Source organism: Faecalibacterium sp. AF28-13AC (assembly GCF_003478405.1).
Taxonomy (GTDB): Bacteria; Bacillota; Clostridia; order Oscillospirales; family Ruminococcaceae; genus Faecalibacterium; species Faecalibacterium prausnitzii_E.
The window spans coordinates 231317-245598 of the sequence record NZ_QUFG01000004.1; the positions used below are offsets into that span (position 1 = coordinate 231317).

Below are 14282 nucleotides of genomic sequence, written 5' to 3' on the forward strand. Positions count from 1 at the left end.
AAAGCGCAAAAAGGAGAACAGATGGAAAGTATACTGACCTCGGTGAAGAAGCTCCTTGGGATGACCGAGGAGTATGCTGTGTTCGACACCGACCTGATCATGCACATCAACAGTGTGTTCATGATCCTGAACCAGATGGGCGTCGGGCCGAAGGATGCGTTCTGCATTACGGACGCGACGGCGACGTGGAGCGATTTTGCGGGGGAACGGGCCGACCTTGCAGCAGTCAAGAGTTATGTAGCGCTGAAGGTGCGGCTGCTGTTTGACCCGCCGCAGAGCTCGGTAACAATGGACGCCATCAAGAACCAGATCAGCGAGCTGGAATGGCGGCTTTATGTTGCATGCGACAAGGAGGCAGAGGAATGAGACGGCTTTTATTCTCGGTGAGCGGGCAGAGCCTGCGCAAAGAAGGAAGCTTTGCCGGTGTGATCGCCGGAACGAAGGGATATTTGCTCTGCCACTTTGGCATGGCGGAACAGGACTGGCTGGGCGCCAAGAAGATCGCGCTGTTCAATGACCAGTACCCGGCGGCAGTGAACGATGCCGGTGAGTGCATGGTGCCGGACGAAGTGACGGACGGCAAGAGCATCAAGGTGGCGCTGATCGGCCAGAACGGAGTGACCCGCATCAAGACAAACCCGGTATTGATCGAGCAGGTGAGAGCATGACGACGGTAGACGAACTTTTTGCAGCAATGGACGCCCCAAAGGTTGACCGGGTGATCCTGACCATTGATGAGAATCTGCGCATCATCGACATCCCGAACCTTGCCGTCGTGATCGGTGCAGAGGGCGACAAGGATGTGAACCGGCTCTACTTCAAAATGGATCGGCTTTACCGCGGGACGGACCTGGCGGCGTTTACGCCCCGCATCAACTACATCAATGCCGCGGGTAAGAACTATTACTATGATGCCACCGACCTGACCGTTGAGGGTGACAGCCTGACGTTTTCCTGGCTGATCCGCGCGCAGGCGGCCGAGGTGAGCGGCACGGTGGAGTTCAGCGTGTGTATGCGGCAGTATGCTGAGAAGGAGCTGGTGGCGGAATTCAACACCACGACGTCTTCGATGAAGTGCCTGAAGAGCATCCACAAGGAAGATGCGGAAAACGATTCGGTCTATTCCGGAACATTTGCGGTGCTGGACGAGGCGATCTTCGACGAGGCGCTGCTTGGATAAAGACGATGAGAGGTGCAAAACATGAACTATCAGAAACACAATTTCAGGTCAGGGCAGCGCCTTTATGCTTCCCAGCTCAATGGCATGGACGACGCCATCCTTGAGCTTGCAGAAGAGATGAAGAATGCCGGTGGTCTTTCGATTGGCACGGTGACCACCGGTGCACAGGCCGCAGCAAGTATTCAGGATGGTAAACTGAACCTTGTGTTTCCCGTGACGAACATGGGCGGCGGAAGCGGCATCTCGGATGCAGCAAAGCGTTACATTCTGGCCCTGTTTGAGAATGCCGCCTACAAAAACGGCACGATGCAGGCGACCTACAATGCTCTGAAAGCAGAATGGGGGATGGGGTCCGGAACTACCGTCACGCCCAGCCAGCCGGGAACACCGGATACCCCCAGCGATACGCTGCCGACTCCGCTCTATAAGCTGGCCGCGCAGAAGACCTTTGTACAATCCAAGAAAGAGTTCATTGACACTGGGCTGAAGCTGTTCGAAACCGTGAACGATGCCATGGAGCTGACATTGCTTGCGACGTTCTCGGTCGCGGCGGGTACATACACCGGCAGCTCTCCGGCTGTGCTGTTCGACTGCTTCAATGGTGGTGGCAACGATCAGCGCGGTGTCATGGGTTGCACCTGGGACAAAGGCAATTTCGGTGTCAACGTCTATCATTCTTCCAGCGTATCGAATACTCTGGTGGACAACACCAAGCTGCAGCTGGCCATTCAGATCAAGGGTGGCACATACCGCACGACCCAGAACGGAACATTTGGGGCCTGGAACAGCATCTCGAATTACGGGACCGGCAAGACAGTCTCCAAGAGCCTGCTCATCGGCGCTTCGTGGACCGACGCCAACGACGTCGAAGTCGCTGGCAAGTCCCGTTTCTTTGTCGGTACGGTGTACGACTTCCAGGTATATAACAAGGCGCTGACGGACGCACAAGTCAAGACCCTGCTGGCGGAAGGACTTGGTGGCAGCACTGTCACGCCCAGTCAGCCTGAAACCCCCAGCAACGGCCTGCCGACGCCGCGGTATAAGCTGGCAGCTCCGAAGACTTTTGTACCGGCCAACAAAGAATTTATCGACACTGGGATCAAGCCGTTCGCAGCCATCGACACCGGCATGAATCTGACAGTGTACGCCACCTTTACGGTGGCTGACAGTGCAGTTAATACGGTGACAGTTTTACTTGATTGCTTCAGCGATCTCACCAACGATCAGAGAGGCATCATGGCTGCAACATGGACCAACGGAACCGTGGGCATGAACATGTTCACCTACGGCAGTCACTTTGTCAAGATCGAATCCGGGAAGAAACTGAAGTTTCTGCTCCAGATCAAGGGGACGCAGTTCCGGTTCCTGTCGTACGGTTCCATGACCGAATGGAAGAACATCCCGAACTATGCCGCGAACAAGACCGTGGATCGTTCGCTGATCCTTGGTGCTTCGTGGACCGCCGCCTCAGGCGAAACTACGGACGGCAAGGCACGTTTCTTCAATGGCGCGGTGTACGACTTCCAGGTATTCGACACGGCGCTGACCGACGCACAGATCACGACCCTGATGGAGGCAAACTGATATGGTATACGACCTGAATGGCACCACCCTGAGCACAGGCGGCGGCAGCGGGATGCTGAACGTATTGGACTATGGCTTCAAGGGAGACGGCACCACCGACAACCTGGCCGCATTCAACGATCTGGTGGCCGCGCGCCCCGGCGAAACGCTGTATTTCCCGAAGGGTGTGTATGTGTTTTCCGGCAAGCTGGTGCTCGACCTCTGCTACATGGTGCTCGACAACGCTGAGTTGAAGTGCACGGCGGCCACCAAAGTGAACCGCTTTATCGAGATCCGCGGCAAGATGACCCCGCCTGAAACGCCCCAACAGGACATGTTCATCCGGGGCAACGGTAAAGTCAACGCGAACTTCAAGGCAGACGACTGCATCGCCGTGGCACGGCAGAAATGCACCCTGATCGACCACATCTCCATCCAAAACTTCCAGCGGTACGGCATCTGCGGCAAATTCAACGACGCTTCGATGACCAACAGCGACGGCCAGACGGAAGGCAACCTCTCGTATGAGCTGATGGTGCGCAACTGTCTGATCGAGACGTCGCTGATCTATCCGGATGCAGTGGGCATCTACGACACCGGCGACTCCATGTACACCGATATCGTCATCATGAACGTGAAGACGGCGCTCTCGTGCAACGGCAGCAGCATCTTTCACAACGTTCACGCCTGGTGCTTCGATTTCAATTACAGCGACAACGACACCAAGAAGGCCCTGCTGGAGAACACGGTCTTTGCGTACATTCGCGTGAATGGCCCCCGCTTCTCGGACTGCTACTGCGACACCTACCAGAGAGGATTCAAATTCTACGACGGGCGGACCCTTGCCTATATCACGAACTTCAGATGGTATATTGCTGCTGAAACCTGGCCCACCGGCCTGACGGCCTATGTCTTCCCGGCCAACCCGACCGGGCAGGCAATGTACAAGGTCTTTGGCGCGGACATCAACGGTTCGGGCGTGACCAAGTTCAGCGATGTGGACCTGAGCAAGCAGACGAACTGCCGCTGGTACGGCATCGTGCACAACCTGAGCGACGCGCCAAGCACGCTGCAATAACGAAGGAGCATAAATCATGGCACTCTCGAACACGGCCACGCCGATCTACTACGGCCGCTTTCGGGAGGCCGTGATGCGTGGCGAGATCCCGGTCTGCCGGGAAATCTCCATGGAGATGAACCGGATCGACGACCTGATCGCAAACCCTGGCATCTGGTACGATGACAAGGCAGTGAACGGCTTTATCGCATTCTGCGAGGACGAGCTGACCCTGACCGACGGCACCGATGTGAAGATGCTGGAGAGCTTCAAGCTGTGGGCGGAGGAGATCTTCGGCTGGTATTACTTCGTGGAGCGGAGCGTCTTTGTGCCAAACGAGCACGGCGCGGGCGGGCACTACGAGACCCGGCGCATCAAGAAACGGCTGGTGACGAAGCAGTATCTCATCATCACCCGTTCGGCGGCAAAGACAATGTATCTGGAGTTTTTGCAGGCCTATTTCCTTACGGCATACACCACGACGACCCAGCAGCTGACGACCGCCCCGACCATGAAACAGGCCGAAGAGGTGCTGGCCCCGATGCGCACCGCGCTGGCGCGGGCAAAGGGCCCGGTGCTGAAGTTCATGACCGAAGGCAGTTTGCAGAACACGACAGGCTCGAAGGCCGACCGCGTCAAGATGGCCAGCACAAAGAAGGGCATCGAGAACTTCCTGACGAACAGCCTGCTGGAAGTGCGCCCGATGACCATTGAGAAATTGCAGGGACGGCGCGACACGGTGGCGACCGTGGACGAGTGGCTCTCGTGCGACATCCGGGAAGACCCCATCGGCGCCATCGAGCAGGGCGCGGCCAAGAACGAGAACTATCTCATTGTGGCGGCAAGCTCGGAAGGCACTGTGCGCAACGGCTGCGGTGATGACATCAAAATGGAGTTGATGCAGATCCTGAAAGGGGAGTACATCAACCCGCATGTGAGCATCTGGTACTACAAGCTGGACTCCCTCGACGAGGTGGGGCAGCCGGAGATGTGGCTGAAGGCAAACCCGAATCTGGGCAAGACCGTGAGCTACGAGACCTACCAGCTGGATGTGGAGCGCGCCGAGAAATCGCCCAGCGCCCGGAACGACATTCTGGCCAAGCGGTTCAACCTGCCGATGGAAGGATACACCTATTTCTTCCCTTACGAGGAGACACTGTGCCACCGCCGCCGGAATTACTGGCAGATGCCCTGCGCGATGGGAGCAGACCTTTCGATGGGCGACGACTTCTGTTCGTTCACCTTCCTGTTCCCGCTGTCGAACGGATACTTCGGCGTGAAAACGCGGGACTACATCACGAGCTACACCCTGAGCCAGCTGCCGATGAGCCGCCGGAACCAATACGAGGAGTTCATGAACGAAGGGACACTGTTCGTATTCGACGGCACGGTGCTGGACATGATGCAGGTCTACGACGATCTGGACCGGTTCATCCAGGAGAACGAGTACGACGTGCGGGCTTTTGGCTACGACCCCTATAACGCGAAGGAATTCGTGGAGCGCTGGGCGCTGGAGAACGGCAGCTTCGGCATCACCAAGGTGATCCAGGGTGCAATGACGGAAAGCGTGCCGCTTGGGGAACTGAAGAAGCTGAGCGAACAGCGGAAACTGGTCTTTGACGAAAAACTGATGCAGTTTGCCATGGGAAATTGCATCACACTGGTGGACACGAACGGAAACCGGAAACTGTACAAGCAGCGGCAGGACCAGAAGATCGACGCCGTAGCGGCTATGATGGATGCCTATGTGGCTTGGAAACGGAACCGGGATGCGTTTGAATAAAACGGAACCGCCAGCGCATTACGGAATGGAACGTAGTACGCTGGCGGTTTTTTAGTTCTTTTGATAAACACTTCCGTCAGAACGGAGGTAGAGTTCAGATGGCTCGGAGGGCTTGTCCAGTGCTTCCTCGATAAACGCAAGAAGCGGAGTCTCCGATTGCGAATTCAGGGTGTCGTACAGTTTCAGAACTTTATGTTCACTCTGTGATACATCGCTTTTCAACAGGCTCTTTTTCTTACTTTCAAGGTCCTTGTTGATCCTGTCGGAGAACTTTGTTATGGCACTGATCATGCGGTTTTGCGTCAGTGCAAACAGAGGCTTTGCATCTGCGCTGATATTTGCAAGATAGGACTGGTTCCAGTTTTGCGAATAATACGCTTCCATGATCGTGCTGATGGCGTAAAGCTGCGAGGCAAGATCAATTCCTTGTTTGTTCTGCAACACAATTTTTGCTTGATTTTCATTGGACTTTGCCGCAGCAGAACTCTCCAGCTGCTCTGTATAGAATTCTATGTCCGCAACCGCTTTGATTTTTGCTCGCTGAAGATTCCCGATCGTAGCCATGCGCTGCGGTTCACTGAGCATGATAGTTGCGTAATTTGCGAGCGCATATTTTACGAAGGTAAGCTCCGACAGCAGCTCAGTACGCTTGGATGCCTGAAGGAATGCCAGAAGGTCGTCCAGCTTCCGGTTGACCTCTGTCAGCTTGGAGCTGATATCTGCAAGAAAATACTGGCCTGTTGCAAAAGATGCTACACTGAACATCTGGAAGGCAGCAACTGCTGCGGGATTGACCTTGTACAGTGATGCACTTCCGGCAAAATTGCCTGCCGCGTCTATCATTGTGGTGGACTGACCGCCCTGATGGAGGTTCATTAAAACCCCCTGAACGCCCTTCGGAAAACGGAGAACATAGAGATTGGATGCCGTGTCAGCCGCAAGCTGCGCAGGAACCAGTTGCAGAAGGGCGTTTGCTGTAATGCCAGCCTGCTCCGGAAATTCAATCTTCCGAAAGCGGGATGTATCGTCGAAGTCATAAGAAATATCGCTTGCGGTTACTTCGCAGTTCAGATTGTGAGTGGGAAACAGTTCGTGGTCGACCATAGCAGGAATCCTCCTCATATTTTGTAAGTCTATCATACCGCAGGAAGCAGTTGTTTGCAACAAATTTTGTGAAAGGAATACAGAATGCACGAATATTCCAACATCTGGAGATGGAGAAATCCAGATGAACTTTATCACTATGGAATTAAAGGTATGAAATGGGGCGTTCGGAGAACTCCGGCTCAGTTAGGGCATAAACCCTATACAGATAAGCCTGAACGTGCTAAAATAGACTCATCCGTATTGCGAAGGGCTGTACGAAAAGGCGAAGTCAGTCTCAGTATTCGAAAAAACAAGCAGTCGGAACATGATCGTAATTCATCTTTATACAAACCAGGTAAGAGCTATACTTATTTTGGCGCAGATAAAGCGCAACGATATATTCTAAGGCTTCACGGAACAGGAACATTGGTTTCTTCGAAGAAAGGTGAATGGGTAAAGAAAGAGCGTGTTCGGTCTGACGAGCCGATAGGAGTATATATCGATCTGGATGGAGTCGAGCATGAAACCTATAATGCGCTTATCATTTACTCTAATAAGGGCACCCATATTTATCCAGCAAGAGAGGACGCGACATCATGAAATTGAGAGCTTATGAAGGGAAAAAGGTGACTGTGATCACTTCTGATGGACATAAATATGTTGGAGTGATGACAGATTATATTTTTCCAGAGGACAATGAGCCTGAAGGAATCGAAAGTATCATTCTTGATGGTGAATTAGAAATTACTGGCCCCGAAATTGTTGCAATTACATAAATGATATTTGAACGCATCAGCCCAATAGCTGGTGCGTTTTTTTATTTGCGAGGAGGATGAACATGACGGTATACCGAGATGAACTTTATCATTGGGGTATCAAGGGCATGAAGTGGGGCGTGCGGAGATACCAGAACAGGGATGGGACTTTGACATCTGCTGGCAGGAAACGGTACTCTACAGATGACGATAAAAGCAATGTCAAGAAGGCCGGAAATGCTGCCAAGCAGCTTTTGAAGGATGCTGCTCGCCCGATGGATAAAGGTGGTTGGGCAAATCGGGTGAAATCTGATTCTAACCCTTGGTATGGTAACCAAAGAAAAACTGCGGAAAAGCTTGAGCGTTATTCGACGAAAGCTCGCTCTAATAACCCCAAAAAGATGACTGACGAAGAGCTGAATCAGCGAATTGCAAGGATGCAGAAAGAAAAGCAGTATTTGGAACTTAAGAAGAGCACCTCACCTGGTAAGGCCTATGTGACCGATCTGCTGAAAACTGCTGGCAATAAAATCGTTGGTGGTGCAGCTGGCGCAATCGGAGGCGTGGCGGGCAAGGTGGCCGTGGATGCCGTATTGAACCATTATGGGGATATCGCTGTGGCAGCAGTTAATGCTACGGGAAGTGATTTTATAAAGAAAGCGGCGGTAACCGCTGCCATGGCATCCAATATCCGTAAAGCATAAAATCAAAATGGAGGTGCGCCGATGGCGACAAATCTTGGCTCCAGGCTGAAGCGGGCCTGGAATGCCTTTACGAACCGGGACCCTCCCGGAAAGAGTTCCTATGGCGGAGGATACAGCTACCGGCCCGACCGGGTGCGGCTGAACCGTGGAAATGACCGGACCATCCTGACCGCGATCTATACCCGCATCGCAATGGATGCGGCCAGCATCACCATCAACCATGTAAGGCTCGATGAAAACGGACGCTATGACGAGACCGTTGATTCGGGCCTTAATTCATGCCTGAATCTATCCGGCAACAAAGACCAGACGGGACGTGCTTTGCGGTATGACCTGTTTCTTTCGGTGCTGGACGAAGGCGCGGTGGCGCTGGTGCCGGTGGACGTTGACACCGACCCGAAGACCGGGGACGTGACGATCGAATCCATGCGGGTGGGCAAGATCAAGGAATGGTACCCCGACGACGTGCGGCTGGAAGTGTACAACGACCGGACCGGACAGCGGGAGGAACTGACCCTGCCGAAAGCGCAGGTGGCCATCATCGAGAACCCGTTCTATGCTGTGATGAACGAGCCGAACAGCACCGTTCAGCGGCTCATCCGGAAACTGAACCTGATGGACGTGGTGGATGACCAGCTGGGCAGCGGCAAGCTCGACCTCATCATCCAGCTGCCTTACATCGTCAGGAGCGAAGCCCGGAAGAAACAGGCCGAAGACCGCCGCGCCGAGATCGAACGGCAGCTGGCGGGAAGCAAATACGGCATCGCGTACACCGACGGCACGGAACACATCACGCAGTTGAACCGCAGTCTCGAAAACAACCTTCTGAAGACCGTGGAATACCTGACGAACATGGCATACAGTCAGTTGGGCATTACACCAGAGATCATGAACGGTACGGCGAACGACACTGTGATGACCAACTACGAGAACCGGACCATTGAACCGTTGGTGGCAGCTGCCGTGGATGAGCTGAAGCGGAAGTTTCTGACCGAGGAAGCGCGGGCAAACGGCGAATCCGTGCTCTATTTCCGCGACCCGTTCAAGCTGGCCCCGGTGAGCATGGTGGCCGAAATGGCGGACAAGTTCACCCGCAACGAGATCATGACGAGCAACGAGTTCCGGCAGATCATCGGCATGAAGCCCTCGAAAGACCCGAATGCGGACAGACTGCGGAATGCGAACATCTCGCAGTCCAAAGAAGACATCGCGGCTGCCGGACAGGCCGCCGTAGAGAAAAACCTCTCAGGCGCTTCGCGCCAGCTCCCCTACTAGGAAAGACTCCCCCGGCCGGGGGAGGTGGCACGACAGTGCCAGAAGGGGGTTAGCCATTGGCAGGCCGGTATTGAGAATGCTGGACGAAGGAAGCTTCGTCTGGCCGTAAAATGCATGGCGCTGCGGTGAAGGGCAGGAAGAGTTTACGAAAGGAGATGCGTATTTTTCAAAATGGTGAAGTTTGACTATGATTGCAGCGGCTGGGCGACGAAAGCGAACACCCGCTGTTACGACGGGCTGACCATTGCGCAGGATGCGTTCAAGGAATGCGACGGTAAGGTGGTGCCGATGGTCTACAACCACGACCACAGCGACATCGGCAATGTGATCGGCAAATGCCTGCTGGAGAACCGGCCGGGCGGCGTGTATGCCTATGCGAAGTTCAACGACACGGACACCGGCAAGACCGCAAGAAAGTGCGTGGAGAGCGGCGACCTGAACGCTTTTTCCATCTTCGCAAACGGTTTGCAGAAGGTGGGTAAGACCGTGAAGCACGGTTTCATCCGGGAAGTGAGCCTCGTGCTGGCAGGATGCAACCCCGGCGCACTCATCGACGAGGTGATCAAGCACAGCGCCGATGAGGACTACGAGGGCGGAGAGGCCTTCATCTACAACGACGAAGGTCTGAGCCTGACCCACGGCATGGACCCGGATGGCAACCCGCTGGAGGAACTGGCCCACGGCGGAGACAACGCAAAACAGGAGGAAGCCAACATGGCAGACGAAAACAAAGACGGTAAGACGCTCAAACAAGTCTACAACAGCATGACCGACGAGCAGAAGGAATGCTGCCACGCTCTCGTGGGACTGGCCCTGGAGGAGAATGGCGGCGAAGACGACGGTGAGGAGGATGAAACCGTGAAGCAGAACGTTTTTGACAAGGACACCCGCGCAACTGTGCTCCAGCACAGCATGGAAGAGATCAACGGCATCATCAAGGGCGCCAAGAGCCACGGTACGCTGAAGCAGGCCTTTGAGGACGCTGGCGTTGACACCGATGAACTGGCCCACAGCATCGACAACATCGACTGGCTGTTCCCGGATGACCACCTTCTCGATAACACGCCCCGCATCATCGAGAAGCCGGATGACTGGGTGAGCAAGGTGATGGGCGGTGTGCATCACATCCCCTTTAGCCGCTTCAAGAGCCAGTTTGCCGATCTGACCGAGGATGAGGCTCGTGCCAAGGGCTACATCAAGGGCAACTTCAAGAAGGAAGAGGTCTTCGGCCTGCTGCGCCGCTCCACCAGCCCCACCACCGTCTACAAGAAGCAGAAGCTGGACCGCGACGATGTTATCGACATCGTCAGCTTTGACGTGGTCTCCTGGCTGAAGAACGAGATGCGCTACAAGCTGAACCGGGAACTGGCCCTGAGCTACATTCTGGGCGACGGCCGCCCCGCAGGCAGCGAGGACAAGATCGACGAGAACTGCATCCGCCCCATCGTGAACGACGCAGACCTGTTCACCATCAAGATCCAGGTCTCCACTGCCGGTCTGACCAATATCGAGGACAAAATGAAGGCTACCATCAAGCAGATCCTGCGCAGCCGCAAGAACTACCGTGGCTCCGGCACCCCGACCTTCTTCACCACCGAGGACATCCTGACCGAGATGCTGCTGCTGGAAGACAACACCGGCCGCCTGCTGTATGCAGACGAGGCTGCTCTGGCCCGCAAGCTTCGCGTGAAGGAGATCCTGACCATCCCTGAGATGGAGGGCCGCACCGGCACCAAGGGCGGCGAGCTGATCGGCGTGATCGTGAACCTGGCCGACTACACCGTTGGTGCCGACAAGGGCGGCGCGGTTTCGATGTTCGACGACTTTGACATCGACTACAACGCCCAGAAGTACCTGATCGAGACCCGCTGCTCCGGCGCACTGGCGGTGCCCTTCAGCGCGATGGCCATCGAGTTTGCTGCGTAAAACCACAGCGAGACGGAGAGGGTTTACGCCGGGCCCTGCGACAGAGGGCAGGCAGAAAGGAATTGAGTTATGCTGAAAACCATTTACGAGACCGGTTATGACCTGCATGTGGCAAACTACGTTGCCTACCTGCACACCGACAAGAAGCTGTATGAGGATGAGGCGCACAAGACCCAGGCAAAGAAGGCCGACGTGGAGAAGGCGTTCAAGCTGGGCCGCCTGATCATCATGGGTGCGGACAAGACCTACCTGCCGGTGGCGCTGCTGGCGGCCGGTGTGGTCGTGACCGACGGCACCACCGCTGTGACCTGCACCGCCGCAGATGCCGACCCGGCCTGAAGGCCCGCCGTTCTGGACGATGCGGTGCTCGACCGGACGGTGCTGTGCTGAACGATTCAAAATGGAGTGAAATGCAATGAGCAAGTGGTTTGGCAAGATCGGATACGCCGAGACGCTGGAGACAGAACCGAGCGTATACGAAGAGACCATGAAGGAGCGGGACTACTATGGGGACCTTGTGCGGAACACCCGCCGTTTTGCTCTGGGTGACCAGGTGAACGGTGAAACGACGGTGTCGAACCAGCTGAGCATCCTGGCAGACCCCTTTGCGCAGGAGCATTTCTACGCCATGCGGTATGCGACGCTCTATGGCGCAAAATGGACCATCGACAACGTGGACGTGCAGTTCCCGCGGCTGATCCTGACACTGGGAGGACAATACCATGGCTGATACCCTGCTGGACCGGCGCCTGGCGCTGGACAAGCTGCTGCGCGCCATCGTGAAAGAGCGATGCGGGAGCGAGAACGTCTACTACCAGCCGAAGAACGGACTGGCGATGAACTACCCCTGCATCTGCTACGAGCGGAGCAAGATCAGAAATGTCGCTGCGGATGACAATGTTTATCTGCAGCGCTTTTTTTATACCCTGACGGTGATCGACCCGAAACCGGACAGCCCGATGGTGCTGGCGGCTTCGCGCCTGCCGAGGTGCGAGCACGACCGGCACTTCGTTTCGGACGGGCTGCATCACGACGCATTTACCATCTACTACTAAGGAGGATGAACCTATGGCAAGACTGGAATGGGATAAGACTGGTGAGCGCTTTTACCACACTGGTACCAAGCACGGCGTGCTGTACCCGATGGACAACAAGGGTGCTTACCCCAAAGGTGTTGTCTGGAACGGCCTGACTGCCGTGACCGAGAGCCCCGACGGTGCAGACCTGACCAAGCTGCACGCAGACGATATGGTGTATGCCGGTCTCCGCGCAGCGGAAGAGTTCAAGTACACCATTGAGTCCTACATGTATCCGCCGGAGTTCGAGGCCTGCGACGGCAGCGCGGAGATCGTGCCCGGCGTGACCATCGGCCAGCAGCGCCGTCTGCCCTTTGGCTTCAGCTGGGTGACCAGCATCGGCAATGACACCGTGATGGACGATGATGACGGCTACATCATCCACATCGCATGGAACTCGACCGCTTCTCCCAGCGAGAAGAGCTACGAGACCGTGAACGACAGCCCGGATGCCATCACCTTCAGCTGGGAGTGTGACACCACCCCGGTGAACGTGGCAGGCTACAAGCCCACCGCGCACATGGAGATCAACAGCCTGAAGACCGACCCGGCCAAGCTGAAGGCCCTGGAGGACAAGCTGTATGGCACCGAGAACACCACCGCATCTCTGCCGACCCCGGACGAGGTCATTGAGCTGCTGAAGGCCGCTGCGTAACCTCTCAGTCTCGCTTCGCTCGCCAGCTCCCCTGATAGGGGAGCCATTGGCAGGGCGGTGTTGCGAGTGCTGGACGAAAAAAAGCCCGACCGGGCGTAAAATGCCGGGCTCCGCGGCAGCGGACAGGCAGCTATTGAAAGGAGAAAACCATGATCTGTGAACCCATTACCTACACCGACTTTGACGGTGTGGAGCGCACCGAAAACTTCTACTTCAACCTGACTGAGGCGGAGATCACCGAATGGAGCCTCTCTGTGGAGGGCGGCTTGCAGGAGTACATCGACCGCATCGTGAAGGCGAAGAGCCAGAAGGAGCTGGTGGAACTGTTCAAGACCGTGATCGAGAAGGCCTACGGCGAGAAGAGCGCCGACGGCCGCCGGTTCATGAAGAGCCCGGAGATCTTCGCAAACTTTGCGGCGACCCAGGCATTTTCTGACTTCTACATGTCGCTGGCGACCGACACCGAAAAGGCCACCAAGTTCATCAACGCACTTGCCCCGAATGGCAAGTTCAGCGCAAAGCCCGGTGCAAACCCGGCAGCGCAGGCCGTGCCCGTGACGCTGGCAGTGACCAGCTCTGCACAGGGCTGACCCACATTTGAAACCACAGGGAGATAAGACGAATGTTTGAGATCACAATTCCCGGCGAGGAGCTCTGGGATGCGAGGCGGGCGGAATTTACCAGCACGAAGGCGGTGACGCTGCGGCTGGAGTATTCGCTTGTCTCCCTGTCCAAATGGGAAAGCAAGTGGCATATCCCGTTTTTCGACGACAGCATCGAAAAGACACCGGAACAGATGCAGGACTTTGTGCGCTGCATGACGGTGACTCAGGGCGTGGACCCGACGGTGTACGCCCGGCTGACGGTGGAAAACCTGAATGCTATTTACCGATATATGGAAGACCCGATGACCGCGACCTGGTTTGCAGGCGAAGGGAGACCGGGCGAAAAAAATCAAAATGGAACCGCAAAGCGCCGCGCAAGAAGGCGGCCGCCCGGCACGGGGAAGGTGCTGACGAGCGAGGTGTTATATTCCCGGATGTTCCAGGCCGGGGTTCCCATTGAATGCGAGCGGTGGCATCTGAACCGCCTGATGACCCTGATCCGGGTCTGTCAGGAAGAGCAGGCTCCGCCCCGGAAGATGAGCCGGAAAGACGCACTGCGCCAGCGCAGAGAGCTGAATGCAGCGCGGATGAAGAAATATGGCGCGAGAGGGTAATGA

At 55.8% G+C, this 14282-nt stretch carries 18 protein-coding genes; 17 read left to right on the forward strand and 1 reads right to left on the reverse strand.

The features are described 5' to 3' along the window. Nucleotides 1-21: 21 nt before the first annotated feature. Genes DWY95_RS07390 through DWY95_RS07415 form a run of 6 tightly spaced genes read left to right on the forward strand, consistent with a single transcriptional unit; the run spans nucleotide 22 to nucleotide 5583 of the window. The gene (locus DWY95_RS07390) at nucleotides 22-366 is read left to right on the forward strand and encodes a hypothetical protein (protein ID WP_118552978.1); all 345 of its coding nucleotides are present in this window, start codon (nucleotides 22-24) and stop codon (nucleotides 364-366) included. Then, complete coding sequence (locus DWY95_RS07395) at nucleotides 363-668, forward strand: hypothetical protein (protein WP_118552979.1); 306 nt, start codon at nucleotides 363-365, stop codon at nucleotides 666-668. The genes DWY95_RS07390 and DWY95_RS07395 overlap by 4 nt, the downstream gene beginning before the upstream one ends. Continuing rightward, nucleotides 665-1180, forward strand: a complete 516-nt coding sequence (locus DWY95_RS07400) for a hypothetical protein (RefSeq protein WP_118552980.1) — start codon at nucleotides 665-667, stop codon at nucleotides 1178-1180. The genes DWY95_RS07395 and DWY95_RS07400 overlap by 4 nt, the downstream gene beginning before the upstream one ends. 21 nt (nucleotides 1181-1201) lie before the next feature. Continuing rightward, entirely contained in the window at nucleotides 1202-2764 is a 1563-nt protein-coding gene (locus DWY95_RS07405) for a hypothetical protein (protein WP_118552981.1), read from the forward strand. 1 nt (nucleotide 2765) lies between these two features. Then, a complete protein-coding gene (locus DWY95_RS07410) occupies nucleotides 2766-3821 on the forward strand; it encodes a glycosyl hydrolase family 28-related protein (protein ID WP_118552982.1) in 1056 nt (351 codons plus the stop codon). 16 nt (nucleotides 3822-3837) lie between these two features. Then, nucleotides 3838-5583 (forward strand): terminase TerL endonuclease subunit, encoded by a 1746-nt coding sequence (locus tag DWY95_RS07415; protein ID WP_118552983.1) that lies wholly within the window; start codon nucleotides 3838-3840, stop codon nucleotides 5581-5583. 51 nt (nucleotides 5584-5634) lie between these two features. Here the strand turns inward: DWY95_RS07415 and DWY95_RS07420 are convergent, their stop codons facing one another. Further along, nucleotides 5635-6687 (reverse strand): hypothetical protein, encoded by a 1053-nt coding sequence (locus tag DWY95_RS07420; RefSeq protein WP_118552984.1) that lies wholly within the window; start codon nucleotides 6685-6687, stop codon nucleotides 5635-5637. A gap of 84 nt (nucleotides 6688-6771) precedes the next feature. Here DWY95_RS07420 and DWY95_RS07425 point away from each other — a divergent pair, with 84 nt between their 5' ends. The 11 genes from DWY95_RS07425 to DWY95_RS07475 all read left to right on the forward strand — a co-directional run bounded on the left by DWY95_RS07425 (nucleotide 6772) and on the right by DWY95_RS07475 (nucleotide 14279). Continuing rightward, complete coding sequence (locus DWY95_RS07425) at nucleotides 6772-7269, forward strand: polymorphic toxin type 50 domain-containing protein (RefSeq protein WP_118552985.1); 498 nt, start codon at nucleotides 6772-6774, stop codon at nucleotides 7267-7269. After that, a complete protein-coding gene (locus tag DWY95_RS07430) occupies nucleotides 7266-7445 on the forward strand; it encodes an LSM domain protein (protein WP_118552986.1) in 180 nt (59 codons plus the stop codon). Before DWY95_RS07425 ends, DWY95_RS07430 begins: the two co-directional genes overlap by 4 nt. 62 nt (nucleotides 7446-7507) lie before the next feature. Then, nucleotides 7508-8128, forward strand: coding sequence for a hypothetical protein (locus DWY95_RS07435; RefSeq protein ID WP_118552987.1), 621 nt, complete (start codon nucleotides 7508-7510; stop codon nucleotides 8126-8128). Between the two features lie 21 nt (nucleotides 8129-8149). Continuing rightward, a complete protein-coding gene (locus DWY95_RS07440; RefSeq protein WP_118552988.1) occupies nucleotides 8150-9403 on the forward strand; it encodes a phage portal protein in 1254 nt (417 codons plus the stop codon). A gap of 171 nt (nucleotides 9404-9574) precedes the next feature. Continuing rightward, complete coding sequence (locus tag DWY95_RS07445) at nucleotides 9575-11329, forward strand: phage major capsid protein (RefSeq protein ID WP_118552989.1); 1755 nt, start codon at nucleotides 9575-9577, stop codon at nucleotides 11327-11329. Between the two features lie 69 nt (nucleotides 11330-11398). Then, entirely contained in the window at nucleotides 11399-11668 is a 270-nt protein-coding gene (locus tag DWY95_RS07450) for a hypothetical protein (RefSeq protein WP_118552990.1), read from the forward strand. Between the two features lie 76 nt (nucleotides 11669-11744). Further along, nucleotides 11745-12059 (forward strand): hypothetical protein, encoded by a 315-nt coding sequence (locus DWY95_RS07455; RefSeq protein WP_118552991.1) that lies wholly within the window; start codon nucleotides 11745-11747, stop codon nucleotides 12057-12059. Continuing rightward, complete coding sequence (locus tag DWY95_RS07460) at nucleotides 12052-12384, forward strand: hypothetical protein (protein WP_118552992.1); 333 nt, start codon at nucleotides 12052-12054, stop codon at nucleotides 12382-12384. The genes DWY95_RS07455 and DWY95_RS07460 overlap by 8 nt, the downstream gene beginning before the upstream one ends. A gap of 13 nt (nucleotides 12385-12397) precedes the next feature. Beyond that, on the forward strand, nucleotides 12398-13060 hold the full coding sequence (locus tag DWY95_RS07465; protein WP_118552993.1) for a hypothetical protein: 663 nt from the start codon (nucleotides 12398-12400) through the stop codon (nucleotides 13058-13060). Between the two features lie 149 nt (nucleotides 13061-13209). Continuing rightward, nucleotides 13210-13650 (forward strand): hypothetical protein, encoded by a 441-nt coding sequence (locus DWY95_RS07470; RefSeq protein ID WP_187116969.1) that lies wholly within the window; start codon nucleotides 13210-13212, stop codon nucleotides 13648-13650. Nucleotides 13651-13682: 32 nt separating this feature from the next. Then, nucleotides 13683-14279: a hypothetical protein gene (locus DWY95_RS07475; protein ID WP_118552994.1), complete on the forward strand. Its 597-nt coding sequence runs from the start codon at nucleotides 13683-13685 to the stop codon at nucleotides 14277-14279. The last annotated feature ends 3 nt before the right edge of the window (nucleotides 14280-14282 follow it).